Origin of the sequence: Streptomyces sp. NPDC058459, assembly GCF_042721685.1 — a bacterium.
In the GTDB taxonomy this organism is placed as follows: Bacteria; Actinomycetota; Actinomycetes; order Streptomycetales; family Streptomycetaceae; genus Streptomyces.
Genome location: NZ_JBHXLV010000047.1, coordinates 22371 through 37317 on the forward strand (window position 1 = coordinate 22371; position 14947 = coordinate 37317).

Here is a 14947-nt window from a genome sequence, read left to right on the forward strand (position 1 = left end):
TATTCCTGCGGTTCATATTGAGCCCCGAGCCGACACTTAGCTTCGGGGCATGGCCGAACGAAGCTCACAGCAACTCCCCACGCCCAACGCCGCTTTAAGCGCAGGCAGCCCCTTCCACCCGCGCCTTGGCGACCTCGCTGTCGACCTCGCCAAGAGCGGGAGGGTCGGGGTGGTCGTCGCCCTGCCCAGCGACAGTTCGGCGTCGTACCAACTCCGTCCGCCTAGCGGTGGCGCGGACTGGCGCGCTAGATCCGATGGAAGCACCCTCCGCCCCGTGCCGGTTCCGGTCACGCACGTCACGCCCATGCAGCGCGACGCCGTGTACGACTCCCGGGCACAGCAGGCCGCCATGGCGGTAACCGTCCACTACGAGGACGGAGGCGTGTGCGAGTCGCTGCTCGTCCTCGCCCCTGCGCAAGTCGAGCTGTACTACAACCAGCTCGGCCACATGATCAAGGCGAGGGAATCGGCCCAGGATCGTCGGCGGTGAGCCCGGACGTGCTGATGATCGCCCCACCGACCTCTGCACGTGCCTTTGTACGACCGCCCGTCGCATTCCGGTGTGAGGCCACTGCCCATAACCTCAGCGGCTCCCGAGAAGTCCTGCTCGCCACTTATCGCGGCCGTTCGCCACGCCTCGCGGCACGGTGGCTGAGAGCGACAGCGCACCGTTTCGCCCGACTGCTGTCCCCGGAGATCGGGGACCTGGGCCTCCATGACGCGCCGCTCGTTCTCGCGCGGCCGGAAATCCCGCGCCCCGATGCCGAGTTGCGAGCGTGGGCCGACAGTGATCGGGCGTACGAGCAAGCTCTTCGCGCCCTCGCCGCAGGCCGCGCGTTCGTGTTCACCGTGGCGGACTACGACGCTCGGTACGGCCTCCGCGTGTATCCCCTGCCGACTCGCCGGCCTCTTCCGCAGCATCCAGCCCTGGCCGGGCTACCCCACTCCTCAATGAGGGCGGGCCGTGACCGACGTCCCCGCAGGCGTCGTCCGACCCGATGACTCCCGCCCCCGCGTCTCTTCCGGTTCCCCCCGGCACGGGGGCGGGTCTACCACGCAAATCGCAGCTCACCCGCTGAACGCACACCCGCCGCTCTGCGGCGCAGTCCTGCCCATCTACCGAGGGGAAGACGCGGTGACCATCTATCCCGTATCGCCGAACACCGTGCTCGCCAACGCGCTGACGAATGCTGAGGACCTGCTGAGGCCCCACATCGCCCAGGTGGCTCCGGAGCGCATCGTGTTCGTGGTGGGAACGCAGATCAACGGAGCGCCACACGTCGGCACGTCGCTGGTTCAGTCGCTCACGTTCGCCACGGCGGCCCGCATCCGGGACAGGTTCGGCGTACCGGCTGAAGTCCAGTTCGGCGCACTCGACAACGCCCCGTACGCCATCGTCACCGACAAGGAGACCGGTCACCGCTACCAGCGGGCCTACGCGCACGCCCTGGGCGAGGTGGGCATCGCTGACCAGGTCGACAAGCTGTACCGCCCGCTGTTCACCGCGCTGTCCGAGCGCCTGGACGTGCCGTACTCCATCGAGACCTACAGCCAGCAGCAGGCAGGCGAGCACTTCCGGCGTACCTGGCTGCTCCTGCTGCCCCGCCTGGACGCCGCACGCTGGCACCTGTCTCCGTCGTCCGGCGTGCCACACGTTCGTGTTCCCTGCCCGCGCCCTGGCTGCGGGTGGGCCGAGAAGTACGCCGAGCGCACCCACGTCCGTGACGACGGTTTCGAGCGGGCAACCATCTCGGCTGTGTGCCTGCACCACGGCGAATACGAGGTCGTCATCGAACCCCTGAGCGGTGCCTACCTCGACCTCGCCACGCTGTACCGGAACCTCGTCAAGGAATTGGCGGTCGCTGGAGCGCGAGGCACGCTGTACGTCATGGTCAAGGGCAGCGACTGGATGCCCGGCTGTCTTCTCGTCGACGGCGCCCTACAGGCCGTGGGTCTCACTCGCGGACAGATGACCGCCCGGCTCTTCTGCCCCCAGGTCGTCACGGACACGGGCGCGAAGCTGTCCAAGTCCCTCATCCGCGAGGGGCGCGCGCCCTTGCCCGACGGTGCGGCCCCGTGGATGCTCGACACCCGCGAGTGGCCCGGCTCGTTGGGAGAGTACGTCGATCGTCTTCTCGGTCTGACCGACGTGCTACTCGCCGACCCACGCCATTTCTTCCGCTCGTACTCGGCCGGTGAACTCGGCCGGCTCATGTCCGCTGCAACAGCAAGGAGCGTTCCCGCCCCATGACGGAGACTGCCGCCGCGCGCGTCCGCGAACTGAACCTTTACCGCCGGTACTTCGAGCTCGTCGCCGCTGGTCAGAAGACGATCGAGGTGCGCGTGAAGTACCCCCACCTCGAAGACCTGGCCGCTGGAGACGTCATTCGCTTCCGCGTCAAGGGCACCGACGAGACGTGTGACGTCCTGGTGAAGCGGGTCAAGGAGTACAAGTCGTTCGAGGAGCTGCTTGACGGGGAGGGCGCGGTGAACGTCAACCCGGCCTCCCCCCGCGAGCAGCAGCTCGCCAACATCCGCGATATCTACCCGGCGGAGAAGGAAGCGCTCGGCGCGCTCGCCATCGAAATCGAGCTACCGCCCCGATAAGCCCGCCGCACGGTCCCCGCCCTCCGAGGGGGCTGCCTGCGGCTTCCTGGCGTCCACCGCCCGTGCCCGTGCTGCGGGCGGCGGACGCCTGCAAGAAGAAAGCGGACCACCCCTCAGCCTGGACAGCGACCGGGGTGGTCCGGTCTTGGAATCCCAGGTCAGGCCCCCGGACCGTCGAGCGCGCAAGGCGGTCGATCTTGAAGAACACGATCACGTCCAGCTCGGCGAGCCTGGTCAGGATGCGTTGCAGGCCCGGCCGGTCGAGCCCGCGCGAGAAGCCCGAGACATCGATGTCCTCCTCGGCGGCTACGACCTCCCAGCCGCGTGCCTCGCACAACGCTTCACAGGCCGCGCGCTGGCGTTCCGGCGAAGTCGTCTCGTCGGTTTCGCGCGATAGGCGAACATAGATAGCGGCGCGCATCCCCGGCGCGCTGGCCGGGACGCCCTTCCGGCGTCGGGCACGGGGCATAGCCCGTGCTGTGACAGGCGTTGGTTCTGTCACGAGACGACCTTATCTCCGGAGGTATGTGTGTCCTGCCTGATCGTCCAGTCAGACAAAACCCTGCTTCTCGAAGTCGACCACGAGCGGGCCGACGAGTGCCGCCGGGTCATCGCGCCCTTCGCCGAGCTGGAACGGGCTCCGGAGCACATCCACACCTACCGGCTCACCCCCCTCGGCCTGTGGAACGCGCGGGCCGCCGGGCACGACGCCGAGCAGGTGGTCGACGCGCTGGTGCAGTACAGCCGGTACCCCGTGCCGCACGCCCTGCTCGTCGACATCGCCGAGACCATGGACCGGTACGGCAGGCTCACCCTGAGCAAGCATCCGGCGCACGGGCTGGTGCTCACCACCACCGACCGGCCGGTGCTGGAGGAGATCCTGCGCTCCAAGCGGGTCACCCCGCTGGTCGGCGCCCGGATCGACCCGGACACCGTGGTCGTGCACCCCTCCGAGCGGGGCCAGATCAAGCAGACCCTGCTCAAGCTGGGCTGGCCCGCCGAGGACCTCGCCGGCTACGTGGACGGCGAGGCGCACCCCATCGACCTGCGCGAGGACGGCTGGGCGCTGCGCCCGTACCAGAAGCAGGCCGTGGAGAACTTCTGGCACGGCGGGAGCGGTGTCGTGGTGCTGCCCTGCGGCGCGGGCAAGACGCTGGTCGGCGCCGGGGCGATGGCGCAGGCCGGGTCGACCACGCTGATCCTGGTCACCAACACCGTCTCCGCCCGGCAGTGGAAGCACGAGCTGGTGAAGCGGACCTCGCTGACCGAGGACGAGATCGGCGAGTACAGCGGCACCAGGAAGGAGATCCGGCCGGTCACCATCGCCACCTACCAGGTGCTGACCACCCGCCGGAAGGGTGTCTACCCGCACCTCGAACTCTTCGACTCCCGCGACTGGGGTCTGATCGTCTACGACGAGGTCCATCTGCTGCCCGCCCCCGTCTTCAAGTTCACCGCCGACCTCCAGGCCCGCCGCCGCCTCGGGCTGACCGCGACCCTGGTCCGCGAGGACGGCCGCGAGTCCGACGTGTTCTCCCTGATCGGGCCGAAGCGGTTCGACGCGCCCTGGAAGGAGATCGAGGCGCAGGGTTACATCGCGCCCGCCGACTGCGTCGAGGTACGCGTCAACCTCACCGATTCCGAGCGGCTCGCCTACGCCACCGCGGAGTCCGAGGACAAGTACCGCTTCTGTGCCACCACCGCGACCAAGCGGAAAATCACGGAGGCGATCGTGCGCCGGTTCGCCGGGCAGCAGATCCTCGTGATCGGGCAGTACATCGACCAGCTGGACGAGCTGGGCGAGCATCTGGACGCGCCCGTGATCAAGGGCGAGACCTCCAACGCCCAGCGGGAGAAGCTCTTCGACGCCTTCCGGCAGGGCGAGATCAGCGTGCTGGTCGTCTCCAAGGTCGCCAACTTCTCCATCGACCTGCCCGAGGCGACCGTCGCGATCCAGGTGTCCGGCACCTTCGGCTCCCGCCAGGAGGAGGCCCAGCGGCTCGGCCGGGTGCTGCGGCCCAAGTCGGACGGCCACCGGGCGCACTTCTACTCGGTCGTCGCCCGCGACACCATCGACCAGGACTTCGCGGCCCACCGCCAGCGCTTCCTGGCGGAGCAGGGCTACGCCTACCGGATCGTCGACGCCGACGAGATCCTGGCGGAGGGGTCCAAGGAGAACTGAGACGAGGAGCGGGCCCGGCTACGGGTCCCCGATGGCGTCCCCGTGGCTGCGGTGGACGCCGGCCTCCTCGCCGTACTCGCCGAGTATCACCACGCCGAACGCGGCCTGCGCGTAGACCTTGATCGCGCGCAGGGCCTCGCCCAGGACGTGGTGGTGGTCACCGCCGGCCACCGGAGTGGCTCCGGACGGACGCGGCGGGGCGGGGTGAAGGATCGCTGCGCTCATGTCTCCATGGTGGGACTCGCGGCATAAGTCCGGAACGCACCCTGGGGCCGCTTCTCAAAGCGATCCCTCTGCCTCGGGGGCAGCGACGGTGCCGGAAATCCGCTGGCCTCTCCCCACCCGTTCCGCCTACAATCTCCGCTCTTGCCCGCCTCCCCCTCGGAGTGCCGCCGCCCGGCCGGTAACCGGACGGCACCCCCGGGCCGTATCCGGCCCCAGCGACCACCCAGCAGGTTCAACCGGAGGCACTCCCTTGTCCGCGACCGCGCCCGAACCGCTCGACGACCCCCGCGCCCCCCTGACCCGCGAACGCACCCACCTGGCCGGCTCCCGGGCCGCCCTGCGCGCCATGCGCGAGGACGTGGAGGCGCTGGACATCAAGGACGTCGCCGCGAACTGGGTCAACGCCCAGGTGCTGACCCGCCAGATCGACGACCGGATCAGGGCGCTGGCCGACCTCAGCGACACCCCGCTGTTCTTCGGCCGGCTGGACTACCTGCACGCACCCGGGGCCGACCGGGCGGAAGGGGCGGAGGGCGAGAAGTTCTACATCGGGCGCCGGCACGTCCATGACGCCGACGGCGACCCCATGGTCATCGACTGGCGCGCCCCGGTCTCGCAGCCCTTCTACCGGGCGTCCAGGAAGGACCCGCTGGACGTCGGGCTGCGCCGCCGCTTCGGCTACACCGGCGGCGAACTGACCGCGTACGAGGACGAGCACCTGTCCGACCCGGCGGAGGCGGCCGCCACCAGCAAGCTGCTCCAGCGGGAGATCGAGCGGCCGCGTGTCGGCCCGATGCGTGACATCGTCGCCACCATCCAGCCCGAGCAGGACGAGATCGTCCGCAGCGGGCTCGGCGGCACGGTGTGTGTGCAGGGAGGCCCCGGTACGGGCAAGACGGCGGTCGGTCTGCACCGGGTCGCCTATCTGCTCTACGCCCACCGGGAACGGCTCGCCCGCACCGGCACCCTGGTCATCGGGCCGAACCGGTCCTTCCTCCAGTACATCGAGCAAGTGCTGCCCGCACTGGGCGAGTTGAGCGTCCAGCAGGCCACCGTGGACGACCTGGTGAGCCACGTCGAGGTACGCGGCACGGACGAGGCGCACACCGCCGTGCTCAAGGGCGACGCCCGGATGGCCGAGGTGCTGCGCCGGGCGCTGTACGCGCAGGTGACGCTGCCCACCGAGCCGGTCATGGTGGTGCGCGGCTCCCGGCGCTGGCGGGTCCCGGCGTACGAACTGGAGGAGATCGTCCGGGAGTTGCTGGCCCGCGAGATCCGCTACGGTGCCGCCCGCGAGGCGCTGCCGCAGCGGATCGCGCACGCGGTGCTGGTGCGAATGGAGCTGGCCGGGGAGGCGCCGGACGACCGGGTGCAGGACGCGGTCGCACGGGACAGCGCCGTCAAGGCGGTCGTGAAGGCCGTCTGGCCGCCCGCCGACCCGGCCAGGCTGGTGCTGCGGCTGCTGTCCGACGCTGAGTTCCTCGCGGAGCACGCGGCGGGCGTCCTGACCGACGACGAGCAGCGGGCCCTGTTGTGGGCCAGGCCGGCGCGTGGCGTGAAGTCGGCCAGGTGGTCCTCCGCCGACGCGGTGCTGATCGACGAGGCGGCCGACCTGATCGAGCGCACGCACTCGCTCGGGCATGTCGTACTGGACGAGGCGCAGGACCTGTCCCCGATGCAGTACCGCGCGGTCGGCCGGCGCTGCACCACCGGCAGCGCGACGGTCCTCGGCGACCTCGCGCAGGGCACCACCCCCTGGGCCACCCGGAGCTGGGCCGAGGCGCTGGCCCATCTCGGCAAGGCCGAGGGCGTCGTCGAGGAGCTGACCGCCGGTTTCCGCGTGCCCACGGACGTGATCACGTACGCGTCCCGGCTGCTCCCCCACATCGCGCCCGGCCTCACCCCGGTCGCCTCCGTCCGCGAGAACCCCGGTTTCTTCGAGGTGCGCACGGTGGACGGCCTCACCGAAGTGGTGGCCGCCTGCGCGGAGTTGCTGCGCCATGAGGGCTCGACCGGTCTGATCGCGGCCGACGCCCGGGTGCCCGCGCTCGCCGGGGCTCTGACGGCGGCCGGGATCGGCTTCCTCGCGCCGGGTGAGGAGACCACCGAGGAGACCCGGCTGACCCTGGTCCCGGCCTCGCTCGCCAAGGGTCTGGAGTACGACTACGTGGTCCTGGACGAGCCCCGGGCGGTCGTCGACGGCGAGCCCGACGAACGCACCGGCCTGCGGCGGCTGTACGTCACGCTGACCCGAGCGGTCTCGGGGCTGCTCATGACCCACACCGGGCCGCTGCCCGCACAGCTCAGCGCCTGAGCGTGCCGCCGGCTGTGTGCCCGCGCCCCTCGCGCTGAGGGGGACACGTGCTCCCGACGACGACAGCGGTACGCACGGGCGCGGGCCCGGCGAACCGCCTGCTCGGGCCCTCCCGCCCCGGCCCGCCTACTCCCCGTCGAGCACCCCCCGCCACACCCCGACCGCCGCCGCGCACACCGGCCCGGTCCACCCTTCGGGACGCGCCGCGCCGCCGATGTGGAAGGCGTCGATGCCGGCCGTACGCAGTTGCGGCACGTGCTCCAGCCGGAGCCCCCCGCCGACCATGATGCGGGGCTCGTACCCCGGTGTGCCGGTGTGCGCGGCCTCGGCCGTCAGTGTGTCCAGGCCGTCGTCCACGCCCGTGGCCGCGCCCGCCGTGAGGAAGGTGTCCAGGCCGGGCAGTCCGCTCAGCCGCCTGCGCAGCGCGGCGCGGTCGGCGGCGCGGTCGATCGCGCGGTGGAAGGTCCACGGGCAGCCGTCGAGCGCGTCCACGACCTCCTCGACCGCCGCGAGGTCCACGTCACCGGCCGGGTCGAGGAAGCCCAGCACGAACTGGTCGGCGCCCGCCGCCCGCAGCTCGGCGGCCGTGCGGGTCAGCCGGGCGAGATCGCCGGCCGCGAACCCGTCCGCCAGCCGCAGCATCACGCGCAGGTCGATCGGGACGGCGGCCCGGACCGCGGCCACCACGGCGGGGTCGGGGCTGAGCCCGTCCGCCGCCATGTCGGTGACCAGTTCCAGCCGGTCCGCGCCTCCCGCTCGGGCGGCGACCGCGTCCTCGACGCCGAGGGCGATCACCTCCAGAACCGCACGCTTGCTCATGGCACCCCAATTCCGACGGCGGCAACAGGTCTAGTCCAATTCCAGGGTACGCCCCGCACCGCATCACAGGAACAATGGACACATGGCTGACACAAGTACCGCGGCGGACCTCGGGCTCCGCTTCGCCCGCGCCCTCCAGGCCGCCCGCGCGCCCGGCGAGGGCCCGGACCCGGCGCCGTACGCCGGTGATCTGATCGCCCGCTGGCAGGAGCCGCAGCGGCGCTATCACACGCTCGCCCACCTCACGGCGGTCCTCGACCGGGTCGACGCGCTGGCGGAGTACGCCGACGACCCCGGCCTCGTGCAGCTGGCGGCCTGGTTCCACGACGCGGTGTACCTGCCGGACCGGTCGGAGAACGAGGAGCGCTCCGCGCGGCTGGCCGAGCGGGCGCTGACCGAGGCCGGGGTGCCGGCCGCGAAGGTCGCGGAGGTGGCCCGGCTGGTCCGGCTCACCGTCGGCCACGACCCGGCCGAGGACGACCGGAACGGGCAGGTGCTGTGCGACGCCGACCTGGCGATCCTCGCCTCGGCGCCCTCCGCGTACGCCGCCTACACGGCCGGGGTCCGCGAGGAGTACCACTTCGTGCCGAACGACGCCTTCCATGAGGGTCGTTCGGCGGTGCTGCGCCAACTCCTGGACCTGCCAAGGCTGTTCCGTACCCCCTACGGGTCGGAGCACTGGGAGGCGGCGGCCCGCCGGAACCTCGGGGGGGAGCTGGAAATGCTGTCGCCCTGAGCCAGGGCACCCCCCTAGGGTTCCGTGCATGCGAGCGATGAGCGGTACCCAGGTGACCGAGGCCGTACGCGGCTGCGTGACGACGCTGCGCGCGGCGGCCGACCGCGACTGGACGGCGGTACGCGCCGGGAGCCTGGAGTGGGACTGCCATGCCACCGCCCTGCACGTCGCCGAATGCCTCCTCGCCTACGCCGGCAACCTCGCCGGCCACGCGCGGGACGCGTACGTGCCCTTCGAGCTGCGTCTTGACGACGGCGTCGGCAATGACGGCCTGCTGCACGTCCTGGAGACCACCGGCGCGCTGCTCGCCGCCGCGGTGAACACCGCCGCGCCCGGGGACCGCGCCTTCCACCCGTACCCGTTCCGCAGCGCCGACCGCGAGGGGTTCGCCGCGATGGGCGTGGTCGAGGTGCTGCTGCACACCCATGACCTGGCGGCGGGCCTCGGGCTGGCGTACACACCCCCCGAGGAGCTTGCCGAGTCCGTGCTGACCTGGCTCTTCCCGCACGTCCAGCCGGGCCCGGAAGCCTGGCCGACACTGCTGTGGGCGACCGGGCGGGGCGAGCTGGCGGGCCGCCCGAAGGTGGACAGCTGGCGCTGGCACAACAACCTGGTGATCTCCGCCGAGCGCCTCACCCTGACCGGTCTGCGCCCGGCCGCAGCCCGCGACCTCCGCCTGGGCGGGGACGGCGGCTTCACCTGGCTCGGAGGCGCTCCCTACGAGGGCACCCGCGATGCGGCCGGTTTCATGGTCAAGGCGTACGAGGCGGGCGTGCACCGCCCCGACTTCGGCGTCTTCACCCTGGTCCGCGCCGCGGACGGCCTCGCGGTCGGCGGCATCGGCTTCCACGGCACCCCGGACGCCGAGGGCCGGGTGGAACTCGGCTACGACCTCGTCCCCGAGGCCCGCGGCCAGGGCTACGCCACGGAGGCCGTCCGCGCCCTCACCGCCTGGGCCATCGCCCGCGACGACGTCCACACGGTCGTCGCCACCGTCGAAGCGGACAACGCCCCCTCCCAACGCGTCCTGGCCCGCGCCGGCTTCCACCGCGCCGAGGCGAAGCAGGAAGAGGCCGCCCGCGAGGACCACGGCATGGAGAGCGGGCAGCGGCTGTACGTGTACACGGGCTGACCACGAGATCCCCCCGGGCCCGCCGCACCCGCGCGCACAGGAGCCTCCGTGACGCTGATCCCGGCCGTCGTGTTCGCCCCGCTCATCGTGCCACTGCGGCTCGTCGCGTCCGGTGCGCCCTGCTTCCGCGTCGGCCGCGACTCGGGATCGGCGCGGCTGGGCCGGCCCTTCTTCCTGCTCCTGGGCCCGCTGCCCGTCGGGGTGATGTTCGCCTCCATGGGCGCGGTCGCACCGGCGGTCGGCGCGGGGACGGTGGCCGGTCTCATCGCCGTCCTGCTACTCCTGGACCCACTCCTGGACCGGTACGGCGACGACCCCTCGAACCCGGACACCGACCACCTCCCCGATTGACGACGGCCCACCGAGCAGCCCCACCCGCACCCCGCCCTGCGTGATGACCCACCCACGCAGCTCCGTCATGCCCGCACCGTCGTCGGCTCGGCGCGGACGTAGACGTACGGGTCACCAGGAGGGGGGTTCCGCCCGGAGCCGGTCGGATGCTCTGGCGCGCAGCTCGGCGGCCCAGGTGCGCAGGGGGCCGGCGAGGTCGGGGTTGTCGCCGCGGTCCACGGTCTGGAGAAGCATGGCGCACACGGTGGCCTCGGCGGCCAGGGCGTCCCGGCACGCGAGGATCGGGAAGGCGGTGCGGACCCGGGCAGCCACGGCGGGACGGCGCAGCGAGTAGGCGTAGAGCATCGCGGCGTCGAATCCGGCCGGGGCGCTCCCCCAGCCCTCCCAATCCAGGATGTGCAGCGGCGCGGCGGTGAGGTTGGCCCAGTGCAGGTCGGCGTGGGCAGTGGTCCAGCAGAGCGCGGCGGGGGCGGGGATGCCGATGAACCGGGGGATGGCCCGTCCCATGTACTGGGTGCGGACGGCGATGCGGTCGGTGGGGACGGCGGCGAGCAGGTCGAGGGTGTCGGTGAGGTCCCTCCACCACGCGTCCGGCAGATCCAGGTCCTGATGCAGGTCCGGCGTCGCGGACAGGACGGGGGCGTCGATCCGGGCGGACAACTCTGCTCGATAGGCGGTGGCGTCCTCGGTGGTGTCGTGCATGCCGAGCAGGGCGGGACGGCGTCCGCCGAGGTTTCCGAGAGCGAGTTCGGCGGTGGCCGCACCGTCCCAGAGCTTGCCGGTGGCTCTGTCGGCGGGGGCGGAGGTCAGGCGCAGCCAGGCGGGGCGGCCAGTGGCGGTGCGGGCGGGGGCCCCGAGGGTGCGTCCGGCCCAGCCCCAGAACTCGTTGCCAGGCTCCAGCTCGACACCGAGGGCGTGTGCGGCGCGGAGGTGGTGGGCGCGCATCGCGGTTTCGGTGGCGGGGTCATGCGGAGGTGAGTACACCGACGATCTTCCGTAACCGATCCAGATCCAGCAGGGGTTGGGCGACTGCGGCGACCGCCTCCGCCCAGTGTGGCGCACTGGAGGCGGCCACAAGGACCTGTGTCACTCCTGGGCACGACGCGGTGGTGAGGAGACATGCTTGCGCCGGAGTGAGTCCGGCGCGGATCAGGCCGGTCAGTTCGGGGCCGGTGATCGCGGGCAGTTCGCCGCCGTGCAGTGGCGCGGAGGCCATCACTTCCAGGCCGGCCGCGGCCGCGGCCGCGAGGGGACCGTGGCCGTCGAGGGCCTGGACGAGGGGGTCGATCATGACGAGGCTGACGGGGAGCTGGACAGTCGTCAGGTGGTGGGCGGCTCCGCCCGCGGCGTCGGCCGCGAGGCCGAGCAGGTCGGGCACGGTGAACATGCCGTCCGTGAAGCCGTGCCAGGTGGCGACCCCGTAGCCGGTCAGGTGTCCTGCGGCCACGTCTTCCGCCGGGACGACGAAGGCCGTGTGGAAGAGGGTGCGGTGGAATCACGCCCCCCGTTCCCGCCGTCCCTTCCGTCTGCGTAGCCCCGCCGTGTGGAGTAGTCGCACCACCTCCCGGCTGCGTACCTCCACCGCGCCCGCGGCCACCGCGTCGGCGTAGCGGTGGGCTGGGATGTCGTAGTGGTCGCGCTCGAAGGCGCGGGGCGGGACGCCGAGGGCCGCCGCGAAGAGGTGTAGCTCGGTGTAGGAGACGTCGCTGACCAGGTGGGACCACATGCGGCCGTGGCCCGGCCAGGTGGGCGGGTCGATGTAGACGGTCACGCGGGGCCGGCCGTCACCTGGCGGTGTCCCCGGCCAGCCCCTGGGCCAGCGAGCCGACGGCGGCGACGTCCACGCCCGCCTCGTGGCAGACCCAGTGCGGGTCGGGGCCGAGTTCGGGTTCGACGTCCAGCGCGTGCGGGTCGCCCGTGCCGCAGACCGGGCACAGCGGCCAGCGGCCCTGCCGGTCCAGCAGCGCGTCCTGCACGTCCTGCGCGACCAGTCCGGCGACGAAGTCCGCGCCCTCGGGCCACTGCTCGACCCACCAGCGGCGCTGTGCGAGGGACTCCTCCACCAGCGAGACCACGTCCGCTTCGGCCACCTCGCTCGCCATCAGGTCGGCGAGCACCAGCGCGCGGGCCGCGTGCAGCGCCTGTTCGAGCGGGCTGACGGGGTAGGTGGCGTCGTCGTCCATGCCCCCATTGTGCGCACTCTTGCCCCGCCCGCCGAACCGGAAATATCTTTCAGGGGTGACCCAGGACGTGAAGGAAACTTTCGGGAGCCCCGGCGGCTCGCTGGCCGCCAAGGTGCGTACCCTCGCCCCGTCCATGACCCGGTCCATGCAGCGCGTGGCGGAGGCGGTCGCGGGCGACCCCGCCGGCTGCGCGGCCCTCACGGTCACCGGGCTCGCGGAGCTGACCGGCACCAGCGAGGCCACGGTCGTCCGCACCGCCCGCATCCTCGGTTACCCCGGCTACCGCGATCTGCGGCTCGCCCTCGCCGGGCTCGCGGCCCGGCAGGAGTCCGGGCGCGCGCCCGCGATCACCACGGACATCGCGGTGGACGACCCGCTGACCGACGTCGTCGCCAAGCTGGCCTACGAGGAGCAGCAGACCCTCGCCGACACCGCCGCCGGACTGGACACCGCGCAGCTCGGCGCGGCCGTCACGGCCCTCGCGGGCGCCCGCCGTACGGACGTGTACGGCCTCGGCGCGTCCGGCCTGGTCGCCCAGGACCTCACCCAGAAGCTGCTGCGGATCGGGCTGGTCGCACACGCGCCGGGCGACCCGCACCTGGCGGTGACCAACGCGGTGCAGCTCCGCGCGGGGGACGTGGCCATCGCCATCACCCACTCCGGCTCGACCGGCGACGTCATAGAACCGCTGCGCACCGCCTTCGAGCGCGGCGCCACCACCATCGCCGTCACCGGCCGCCCCGACTCCCCCGTCACCCACTACGCCGACCACGTGCTGACCACCGCCACCTCCCGGGAGAGCGAGCTGCGGCCCGCCGCGATGTCCTCCCGTACGGGTCAACTCCTCGTGGTGGACTGCCTGTTCGTGGGCGTGGCGCAACGGACGTACGAGCACGCGGCCCCCGCCCTGGCCGCGTCGTACGAGGCACTGGCCCACCGGCACCGGAGCGCCCGGCGCTAGCTTTCTCCGTTCGAGTTCCTTCGTTCGAGACGACCGGAAAGAGCCGCATCAGATGACCGACTCCCCCCGCCCGAAGAGCGAGCTGGCCACCCTGACCACCGAGGCGTTCCGGCCGGAGCTGGCCGGGATCGACCTGCTGCCCACGCTGGAGATCGCCCGGCTGATGAACGGCGAGGACAGCGGCGTCCCCGCGGCCGTCGCCGCCCGGCTGCCCGAGATCGCCGCCGCCGTGGACGCCATCGCCGCCCGCATGGAGCGCGGCGGCCGGCTGGTCTACGCAGGTGCCGGTACCGCCGGACGGCTCGGTGTGCTGGACGCCTCCGAGTGCCCGCCCACCTTCAACACCGCCCCCGGCCAGGTCGTCGGGCTCATCGCGGGCGGCCCGGGTGCGCTGGTGAACTCCGTGGAGGGCGCGGAGGACTCCCCCGGCCTGGCCCGCGCCGACCTGGACGCGCTGAAGCTGACCCCACGCGACTCGGTGGTCGGCGTCTCCGCGTCCGGCCGCACCCCCTACGCGATCGGCGCGGTCGAGCACGCCCGCGCGGCCGGCGCGCTCACGGTGGGCCTGTCCTGCAACGCCGGCAGCGCCCTGACAGCCGCCGCCGAGCACGGCATCGAGGTGGTCACCGGCCCCGAGCTGCTCACCGGCTCGACCCGGCTGAAGGCGGGCACCGCGCAGAAGCTGGTCCTCAACATGCTGTCGACGATCACGATGATCCGCCTCGGCAAGACGTACGGAAACCTGATGGTCGACGTCCGCGCCTCCAACGCCAAGCTACGGACCCGCTCCCGGCGGATCGTGGCGCAGGCGACGGGCGCGGAGGACGCGGAGATCGAGCGGGCGCTGACCGAGGCGGACGGCGAGGTGAAGACCGCGGTCCTGATCATCCTGGCGGGGGTGGACGGCCCCACGGCCACCCGCCTGCTGGCGGAGTCCGACGGACGGCTGCGGACGGCGCTGGGGAACGCGGGGGCGTAGGCAGGGTCCGCGAGATCCCGCCGCCCGCCTCCGCGTGACGCCCACCCCTCCCCCTCGTTGCCCCTGGCATGAAGAAGCTCCTGCTCGCCGCCCTCGCCGTCGCCGCCTCCTCCGCAGCGCTGGCCGCCCCCGCCCACGCCGCCACCGACGACCACTGGACGGCCGAGGACACGACCCGCTGCGCGGCCGACCTGACGGTGACCCCGGTGGTCAAGGCGATCTCCCCGCTGCCACTGGAGGAGCAGGCCCCGGCGTGCGGCAAGGGCAGCCTGCTGCACCACAACTAGGCGCACCGGGCGAGCCGGATCAGGTCGCCGCCGGTGTCGTCCCGTACCGCGACGGTGACCGGGGCCGCCGCCACCGGCGTCGGGCTGCTCGGGCGGGACCGCGGTCCGCCACCGGTACCCGCCGAGCGGCACGTCGGCCCGCTGCGCGCGGCGCGTCCGTGCCCGGCGGCC

The 14947-nt window shown here is 72.5% G+C and carries 18 protein-coding genes; 11 read left to right on the forward strand and 7 right to left on the reverse strand.

What is annotated here, in order from left to right; genetic code table 11:
* Window positions 1-49: 49 nt before the first annotated feature.
* The 3 genes from ACFWN1_RS12115 to ACFWN1_RS12125 all read left to right on the forward strand — a co-directional run bounded on the left by ACFWN1_RS12115 (window position 50) and on the right by ACFWN1_RS12125 (window position 2607).
* Window positions 50-490 (forward strand): hypothetical protein, encoded by a 441-nt coding sequence (locus ACFWN1_RS12115; RefSeq protein ID WP_384360252.1) that lies wholly within the window; start codon window positions 50-52, stop codon window positions 488-490.
* Between the two features lie 645 nt (window positions 491-1135).
* The gene (locus ACFWN1_RS12120; RefSeq protein ID WP_384360254.1) at window positions 1136-2251 is read left to right on the forward strand and encodes a hypothetical protein; all 1116 of its coding nucleotides are present in this window, start codon (window positions 1136-1138) and stop codon (window positions 2249-2251) included.
* Entirely contained in the window at window positions 2248-2607 is a 360-nt protein-coding gene (locus ACFWN1_RS12125; protein ID WP_384360256.1) for an ASCH domain-containing protein, read from the forward strand. The genes ACFWN1_RS12120 and ACFWN1_RS12125 overlap by 4 nt, the downstream gene beginning before the upstream one ends.
* Here the strand turns inward: ACFWN1_RS12125 and ACFWN1_RS12130 are convergent.
* A complete protein-coding gene (locus tag ACFWN1_RS12130) occupies window positions 2495-3076 on the reverse strand; it encodes a recombinase family protein (protein ID WP_384360258.1) in 582 nt (193 codons plus the stop codon). The two genes, ACFWN1_RS12125 and ACFWN1_RS12130, sit on opposite strands and share 113 nt — an antisense overlap.
* A gap of 60 nt (window positions 3077-3136) precedes the next feature.
* Here ACFWN1_RS12130 and ACFWN1_RS12135 point away from each other — a divergent pair, with 60 nt between their 5' ends.
* Window positions 3137-4789, forward strand: coding sequence for a DNA repair helicase XPB (locus tag ACFWN1_RS12135; RefSeq protein WP_384360260.1), 1653 nt, complete (start codon window positions 3137-3139; stop codon window positions 4787-4789).
* Between the two features lie 18 nt (window positions 4790-4807).
* Here the strand turns inward: ACFWN1_RS12135 and ACFWN1_RS12140 are convergent, their stop codons facing one another.
* Window positions 4808-5014: a hypothetical protein gene (locus tag ACFWN1_RS12140; RefSeq protein WP_384360262.1), complete on the reverse strand. Its 207-nt coding sequence runs from the start codon at window positions 5012-5014 to the stop codon at window positions 4808-4810.
* A gap of 346 nt (window positions 5015-5360) precedes the next feature.
* Between ACFWN1_RS12140 and ACFWN1_RS12145 the strand changes: the two genes are divergently transcribed.
* Complete coding sequence (locus ACFWN1_RS12145) at window positions 5361-7328, forward strand: HelD family protein (protein WP_384360288.1); 1968 nt, start codon at window positions 5361-5363, stop codon at window positions 7326-7328.
* 126 nt (window positions 7329-7454) lie between these two features.
* Here the strand turns inward: ACFWN1_RS12145 and ACFWN1_RS12150 are convergent, their stop codons facing one another.
* On the reverse strand, window positions 7455-8147 hold the full coding sequence (locus tag ACFWN1_RS12150) for a copper homeostasis protein CutC (protein ID WP_384360264.1): 693 nt from the start codon (window positions 8145-8147) through the stop codon (window positions 7455-7457).
* 82 nt (window positions 8148-8229) lie between these two features.
* On the opposite strand from ACFWN1_RS12150, the gene ACFWN1_RS12155 reads away from it, so the two are divergent.
* From ACFWN1_RS12155 to ACFWN1_RS12165, 3 genes are read left to right on the forward strand one after another with little or no spacing between them, the layout of a single operon-like run.
* Window positions 8230-8883, forward strand: a complete 654-nt coding sequence (locus tag ACFWN1_RS12155) for a hypothetical protein (RefSeq protein WP_384360266.1) — start codon at window positions 8230-8232, stop codon at window positions 8881-8883.
* A gap of 28 nt (window positions 8884-8911) precedes the next feature.
* Window positions 8912-10015 (forward strand): GNAT family N-acetyltransferase, encoded by a 1104-nt coding sequence (locus tag ACFWN1_RS12160; RefSeq protein WP_384360268.1) that lies wholly within the window; start codon window positions 8912-8914, stop codon window positions 10013-10015.
* A 48-nt stretch (window positions 10016-10063) separates the two neighbouring features.
* The gene (locus ACFWN1_RS12165) at window positions 10064-10366 is read left to right on the forward strand and encodes a hypothetical protein (RefSeq protein ID WP_384360270.1); all 303 of its coding nucleotides are present in this window, start codon (window positions 10064-10066) and stop codon (window positions 10364-10366) included.
* A 111-nt stretch (window positions 10367-10477) separates the two neighbouring features.
* Here ACFWN1_RS12165 and ACFWN1_RS12170 read toward each other — a convergent pair whose 3' ends face one another.
* The 4 genes from ACFWN1_RS12170 to ACFWN1_RS12185 are packed head-to-tail and all read right to left on the reverse strand — an operon-like array spanning window position 10478 to window position 12549.
* Window positions 10478-11311, reverse strand: a complete 834-nt coding sequence (locus ACFWN1_RS12170) for a hypothetical protein (RefSeq protein ID WP_384360272.1) — start codon at window positions 11309-11311, stop codon at window positions 10478-10480.
* 19 nt (window positions 11312-11330) lie between these two features.
* Entirely contained in the window at window positions 11331-11813 is a 483-nt protein-coding gene (locus ACFWN1_RS12175) for a hypothetical protein (RefSeq protein ID WP_384360274.1), read from the reverse strand.
* 48 nt (window positions 11814-11861) lie between these two features.
* A complete protein-coding gene (locus ACFWN1_RS12180) occupies window positions 11862-12137 on the reverse strand; it encodes a DUF4031 domain-containing protein (RefSeq protein ID WP_384360276.1) in 276 nt (91 codons plus the stop codon).
* A 13-nt stretch (window positions 12138-12150) separates the two neighbouring features.
* Window positions 12151-12549, reverse strand: a complete 399-nt coding sequence (locus ACFWN1_RS12185; RefSeq protein ID WP_384360278.1) for a hypothetical protein — start codon at window positions 12547-12549, stop codon at window positions 12151-12153.
* Between the two features lie 55 nt (window positions 12550-12604).
* Here ACFWN1_RS12185 and ACFWN1_RS12190 point away from each other — a divergent pair, with 55 nt between their 5' ends.
* From ACFWN1_RS12190 to ACFWN1_RS12200, 3 genes are all read left to right on the forward strand, one after another.
* The gene (locus tag ACFWN1_RS12190; RefSeq protein WP_384360280.1) at window positions 12605-13510 is read left to right on the forward strand and encodes a MurR/RpiR family transcriptional regulator; all 906 of its coding nucleotides are present in this window, start codon (window positions 12605-12607) and stop codon (window positions 13508-13510) included.
* Between the two features lie 52 nt (window positions 13511-13562).
* Window positions 13563-14489, forward strand: coding sequence for an N-acetylmuramic acid 6-phosphate etherase (gene murQ, locus ACFWN1_RS12195; protein ID WP_384360282.1), 927 nt, complete (start codon window positions 13563-13565; stop codon window positions 14487-14489).
* A gap of 68 nt (window positions 14490-14557) precedes the next feature.
* Window positions 14558-14776 carry a hypothetical protein gene (locus tag ACFWN1_RS12200; RefSeq protein ID WP_384360284.1) on the forward strand — a complete coding sequence of 73 codons (219 nt, stop codon included), beginning with the start codon at window positions 14558-14560 and terminating at the stop codon, window positions 14774-14776.
* Window positions 14777-14947 lie beyond the last annotated feature (171 nt).